Source organism: Boseongicola sp. (assembly GCF_057460485.1).
Map to the genome: position 1 here is coordinate 1 of NZ_JBVCWP010000243.1, position 5,897 is coordinate 5,897.

5 protein-coding genes are annotated in these 5,897 nt (G+C 53.5%); 3 read left to right on the forward strand and 2 right to left on the reverse strand.

The window, feature by feature from the left end:
* Positions 1-277 precede the first annotated feature (277 nt).
* A complete protein-coding gene (locus AC221Y_RS19170; RefSeq protein WP_486708059.1) occupies positions 278-1,807 on the forward strand; it encodes an HD domain-containing phosphohydrolase in 1,530 nt (509 codons plus the stop codon).
* A 111-nt stretch (positions 1,808-1,918) separates the two neighbouring features.
* Complete coding sequence (locus tag AC221Y_RS19175; protein WP_299757054.1) at positions 1,919-2,362, forward strand: putative quinol monooxygenase; 444 nt, start codon at positions 1,919-1,921, stop codon at positions 2,360-2,362.
* Between the two features lie 361 nt (positions 2,363-2,723).
* Here the strand turns inward: AC221Y_RS19175 and AC221Y_RS19180 are convergent, their stop codons facing one another.
* A complete protein-coding gene (locus AC221Y_RS19180; RefSeq protein ID WP_299757057.1) occupies positions 2,724-3,110 on the reverse strand; it encodes a DUF6481 family protein in 387 nt (128 codons plus the stop codon).
* Positions 3,111-3,579: 469 nt separating this feature from the next.
* Here AC221Y_RS19180 and AC221Y_RS19185 point away from each other — a divergent pair, with 469 nt between their 5' ends.
* Positions 3,580-4,530, forward strand: a complete 951-nt coding sequence (locus tag AC221Y_RS19185; protein WP_299757059.1) for a cation diffusion facilitator family transporter — start codon at positions 3,580-3,582, stop codon at positions 4,528-4,530.
* Between the two features lie 338 nt (positions 4,531-4,868).
* Here the strand turns inward: AC221Y_RS19185 and AC221Y_RS19190 are convergent, their stop codons facing one another.
* On the reverse strand, positions 4,869-5,456 hold the full coding sequence (locus AC221Y_RS19190; RefSeq protein WP_299757061.1) for a GNAT family N-acetyltransferase: 588 nt from the start codon (positions 5,454-5,456) through the stop codon (positions 4,869-4,871).
* Positions 5,457-5,897: the final 441 nt, after the last annotated feature.

Genomic DNA, 5,897 nt, shown 5'->3' on the forward strand with positions numbered 1-5,897 from the left:
AAGCAGTAGGGCCCAGACACCGGACAACACTTTAATCATCAAACATCCTATCGCGCGTGGGTCTCAATATACTGCTCGCGGCGTCTCATGGAACACAAGGCGCTGGCCTTGCTGCAACGCCGCATACATGACCGTTTACGACAAAATAACAATTGCGCCGCAATTTCACCAAGAAGCCAGTGTGTTTGAGTTTTCTGCTTTGGCGCACACGATCCACCTGTGCAAAAGTACTGTACCTGATCTTTTGCTAATCGGGCACTTTTGGGAGGGGGATGGAATGGTCAGAATTACAGAGGGCTTGGGAGTATTGGCACTCGCCGCCGATGCGGCAACGGGAAGGCCGAGGGGTTCGGGCTTGTCTGCTGCAATTGTGGCTGCCGAGTTCTCACGAAGGATCGGTGAAGATCTCGCAACTCAGAAAGACGCCTATTTTCTGGCATTGGTTCGCTTTATTGGCTGCACGATCACCAGCCATGAAACTGGAATGCTTTCATTCGGGGATGATCAGGGATTTGCAGTGGCAACAATGCTCGGCGATTGGGCGGATCGCGAGGACCTCAAGAAACACCTGAATCACTTCATTGCCCACGCGGCTACCAAAGATGAACGCGATGCGGCTTTCAACTACATCTGCGATATCCTTCCGGATGCCGCTCCAGATTTCACAGCTGCCCATTGCCGACAGTCATATCTTTTAGCGAGCAGGTTACCGGTGTCTCAGACAGTACTGGACTGCATTCCATTTTATTATGCCCGTTGGGACGGGAAAATTCTGCCGTTCGGCGGATTGGACATTCCCTACCTGTCGCGATTGGTCCGAATTACCGAAATGGCGGAATTGGTGCGGCGGCTCGAAAATACAAACCGCGCCAAAGAAGTCATCGCGTCAAAGCTTGGTCACGAAGTTGATCCGGACATTGGCCACAAATTCCTTGAGCATGCGGACGATGTCTTTCAGGTTGCGAGTCGAACGCCCGAGTTCGAGGCTTTCGTCGCGGCAGAGCCGGGCAATCCAATCGAAATGACCTCTAATTGTCGCGAGACCTTGGCAGACGTCGCAGCGGATATGACTGACCACAAGGCTACATGTTTTCGCAGTCATTCTCGAAGGGTTGCTGGTCTCGCAGCTCAGGCGGCGCAAATTGCCAAATTGCCCAGAGCGCGCGTAGAAGATCTCCGATTGACCGCATTGGTTCATGACATCGGAAAATGTGCGATATCCAATCGCATTTGGTACAAGGCCGAAGAGCTCTCCGTCTCCGAGCGTCTGGAAAAGGAACGACACACGTTCGAGACTCAATTTTTCCTAAGCCACGGAAAACCCTTTGCTGAGTGGGCTAATGTCGCAGCTTCAGTCCAAGAGCGGGCGGATGGATCAGGCTACCATAGGCGCTCATTCCTTAACGATCTGGGCTCGAACATCCTCGCGGCGGCCAACGAATATGATGAGTTGACCCACGGGTCTCCGGCGCGCCCAGCATTGGACGCTAAAGCTGCAGCTGAAGAACTAAACAGCATGGCCAAATCGAAAAAGTTTGTGCCAACCGCTGTTTCCTTGGTTCTTCAGGCTGCTGGACACATTGTTAAAGACGCAGGGGCCTCACTGCCCTTTGGGATTACGCGTCGCGAAGCTCAGGTTTTGTCGCATCTCGCCAAATCCGAATCTACCTCCGAGAATGCGCAATGCCTTGGAATATCGCCCAAAACTGCCGACCATCATATTCAATCAATCTACAACAAAACCGATATCCGTGCGCGACCAGCTTTGGCTTTGTTTGCGCTTGAGCACGGAATCTTGATGGATTGAGAAGTTTCGTCGGAAAATAGGGAACTCTCCCGATACGTAGGGAGGTCAATTCGCGGCATCCTGATCTTAACGGCGACAAAAATTGTCCCGGGACAGTGAAGGAAAAGTGAAATGCTCACGAAATCAATGAAAACAGCAGCGCTCGCAACCGTGCTGATTGGAGGACTCATGACCACCACCGCTATGGCCGACGGCCACCTCGACGCGACCGACGATATCGCTTGGACGCTCACTCTCGATCTCGCGGAAGGTCAAGACGATGCATTCTCGTTGCTGATGGCTGAAATGGTAGCGGCTACCAAAGAAGAAACCGGTACAAAATCATATGAATGGCATCGCTCCGGCAGCACTGTGCATATCAATGAGCGCTTTGAAACCAACGGAGATGCGGGAGTCCATTTAGGCAACTTTGGCGAAAACTTCGCAGAACGCTTCCTTGCAATCCTCTCTCCAACTGGACTGCATGTGTATGGTCCAGCAGAGGGCGGTGTGCGCGAAGGGTTGGCTGGGTTTGGAGCCACGTTTTATGAACAGGTTGGTGGGTTCGATCGCTAAATCGCTAAACGATGTCTCTATGGATGTCTCTATGAATGTAGGGCCCCAAGATGGGGCCTTACGTTTGGCGTCGATTTCGATCGGTCAGGACATTCAGCGACAAAGGCATCAGTCGTTCATTTGCGATCAAAGAGTCACCTCTTATCTTTTCTAAGAAAATACCGTCTCAGTCCGCATGTCGGACCGTGGCGCGAACTGCAGAGAAGGTCTAATTCGAGCCCAAAGGACTGACATCCGAAGCGCGTAGTTTTTACGGCCAAACGGACAGACCTGATATTCGTCGGATGCTGTCTGAAGGCTTAGCTCACCCCGATGGGGTGTCAAATTTCAGCAAGAGGTGCGAACATCGGCAATCGCCCAATCAGCGCTTGCGATTGCGTCTCGCAGCATATCGTCGGTCACGTTCTGCCTTACGTTCTGCTTCATGCGCCGCTTTTTGCGCGATCTCTCGATCGGCAGTCTCAGCACGTTCCGCCTCTAACCCTGCGTCACGCTCCGCTGCTTGCGCCGCTACACGTTCGGCAGCCTCAGCTTGTTGCCGCTCCAGGTCTTCTTTTTCTCGCAGCAGATTTATCGCACTGACCTTCCGTTCTGCTTCACGGGCTACAGCTGCTGCATGCCTTTCTGCGCGCTTTGCCAGCTTCTTGGGATCATCTGCCGCCGCTTTGAACCGTTCAAGCAGATGCTGTTTGGCTTCAGACGCGGCCTTGAGGCGCCCGTCAAAGCCATCTCGATTAGAGTTCTTCATATAGTCTTTGCTCACCTTACTGCGGTTCAAGCGCTACGACAGTTGCACGCCACACCGATGGACGATCGTCGACGCATCCTTTTGGCAACCCAACCGGGAGGTCGCTTAACGCACCGGGTTACTCGTAGCAATAGAAAAGCACTCGCTGAAACCACATGTGCAGAATGACAGGCAATGCAATTCTACCGCCTGAGGCCTGCTTGTAAGGGATTTTTCGGACACTCGACTTAGAGCGATGGAGAGATTGAAAGTGGGGCATATTTCGCAAAGGCCAAAGGCTTGCTTTCGGGAAGACCGAGTAAGCTCGCCACTTTCGTCAGATGATCGCTTTCCCGTACTCGCGCGAGATCAGATCAACCAATTGGTTTATCCCGCTCAATTGCTTAACAATAGAAATGTGCTCCAGTCTCGTCGAACCATGTCTGCTTGGCATCCGTACTGATGCCGGACTTTCGACGTGGTATGTTTCATGAGATCAGCCAGAAGAGGAGTATATAAGCTTCCGGGACATCATCACCATCTTGACCCCAAAGCTGGGAATACGCGGATATTTTGGGCTGTTGCAATCAATATCCTCCTGACGGTCGTGCAGATCATAGGTGGCATTCTAACCGGTAGCCTGGCGCTGATTGCGGATGCAATCCATAACCTGTCCGATGCGCTGACGCTTGTTCTTGCATTCTTTGCGCGCAAGATCGCACAGCGGCCTGCCGACGACACCATGACGTTTGGATATGGGCGCGCAGAAATCGTCGCGGCGTTAATCAACTATACGACCCTGATCCTGCTTGGCTCATACCTAACCTATGCTGCCGTCATGCGGCTCTTCGAACCCACCAGCGTTGACGGCTGGTCTGTCGTTGTCATTGCGGTCTTTGCTTTAGTAGTTGATGCGGTCACCGCCTTTCTGACCTACGCGCTGTCGAAAGAAAGTATGAATATTCGCGCCGCGTTCCTGCACAACCTCGCAGACGCGCTTGGATCTGTTGCGGTTATAATAACGGGCACCGTGATCATATTGTATGATTGGCGGCTGATTGACCCGCTCATGACCCTATTGATTGCGGGCTATATCCTTTGGCAATCTGTAACCGAAATCGGCGGCTCCGTGCGAATATTGATGCTCGGCAGCCCACCTGATCTGGATATTCACGCCATCTTAGAGGCAATACACGCCGTACCGGGCGTTGAGGATGTGCACCATCTGCATCTGTGGCAGATGCAGGAACACGAACAAGCGCTGGATGCGCATGTCGTTATCAAAGAAGGCGTTTGGATGGAGGCGGATAGCGTGAAGCTCGCTGTGAAAGCCGCCCTGCGTGATGGGTTCGGACTTTCCCACTTCACACTTGAATTGGAATGCCATGTCCATGCCTGCAAAGACCCCCAGGAAGTCGGCCATGCCGCCCCTGCAAGCTGAAATACTTTGAGCGAAATCAATGCGCGGCGAGGAGGATTTAATAGGTTCGCATAGTTCAAAAAAATCGCGACTGGCAAAGTTTATGGCTTTGAGACCGCCCCGGTTCCCGACTGGTAGGAGGTTCCCAGGCTGTGGCGCGATAAAGGCAGGAGCGTTTAACGAGAAGAGTTGAGAATTGCGGTACAGCCTCGTGCCTGCACTTGCGTGATTTGAAAACTTTATGAGGGGAAGCGGACATTGGCCGCAGTGCAGAACATGTCCACCTAGTGCTCAAAGCCCACTTTCGAGAGAAGTCGCCATCTAGTAGTTTTGGAGAGCCGGTCAGTCTGAAATAGCGGTTATTTTCGGGCCGGGCGTAACATTGGAAAACGGGGCGGCGACGAACCAACGCGCACCTTCGCCAACTCTTGAAAACCGAAACGTTTGTAGAGAGACGTGTTGGCTGCGTTTGTCGACTCCAGATAAGCGGGCAACCCATCGCGATCGACCATGGCAAGACCATACTCCAAAATCTGCGTTCCGACACCGCGCCCGCGACACACGGGGTCTACGGCAATCAGCCCAAGGTACCAGTGTGGATCACTTGGGCAATAGGCAGCGCATTGAGAGATCAGGGCTGGGAACTCAGGCGGGAAACCGTGTCCCGCAGCCGCGGACGAAGGTTCTGCCTGCGCAACCTCTTCAGAACGGTCAGCCTTTGCACCAGGCGGAAGCCAGATCGCAGCCCCAGCAAAATCACCGATCACAAAGACCGTGCCCGCATCAAATGCCTCAGAATAAGCGCGCCTTGGGTGCTTTTTGCTATCGCGCAGGAAGTCTAGTGAATTTGGCATCACCCAACGAACAAATGGATCGTCAGTGAATGCGACAGACAATAGTGCGCCCAGTCGCTCCTCGTCTTCCCGGCCCCCACGTCTGATAGCCATTTCTTTCAAGGTCACCTCCGACGAGTTATCCCTGTGAATGCTATTGGCTTTCCGCCATTTCACAAGAGTTCGTTCGCGAACCCAAGTATCGATGGTTTCAAAGCGGCCGTCGTTCGCTGCAGTTCGCACCCGTCCTCGTTTAAATCACCGTCGTTCATCGCTCACTCGCTCCAAATACCGGCTTGTTCGGGAACAGTTGCCCGAGTTTGCTGCGTTTGGCGGGTTCGGTACGGCACCGGGGCTTGGCACTGTCGCTTACCACAACTGCGCATAGCCGCTGGGGAGTGGTAGGCCGGCATGGCCTGCCACGTATTTTGAAAAGCAACAGGTCAGAGTCCGTATTGCTCGCGTGCGTAGTCGCCGAGCCCCACGGCGTCGAGTTTGGCGAGCGGGGCGAGGAACGTTACCTGAATGACGCCAGGGGCGCGGCCGATCTCGATC

Bases quoted from the DNA above. Each gene is read 5' to 3' on its own strand.
- AC221Y_RS19170 (WP_486708059.1), top strand. From the start codon at position 278: ATGGTCAGAATTACAGAGGGCTTGGGAGTATTGGCACTCGCCGCCGAT.
- AC221Y_RS19175 (WP_299757054.1), top strand. From the start codon at position 1,919: ATGCTCACGAAATCAATGAAAACAGCAGCGCTCGCAACCGTGCTGATT.
- AC221Y_RS19180 (WP_299757057.1), bottom strand. From the start codon at position 3,110: ATGAAGAACTCTAATCGAGATGGCTTTGACGGGCGCCTCAAGGCCGCG.
- AC221Y_RS19185 (WP_299757059.1), top strand. From the start codon at position 3,580: ATGAGATCAGCCAGAAGAGGAGTATATAAGCTTCCGGGACATCATCAC.
- AC221Y_RS19190 (WP_299757061.1), bottom strand. From the start codon at position 5,456: ATGGCTATCAGACGTGGGGGCCGGGAAGACGAGGAGCGACTGGGCGCA.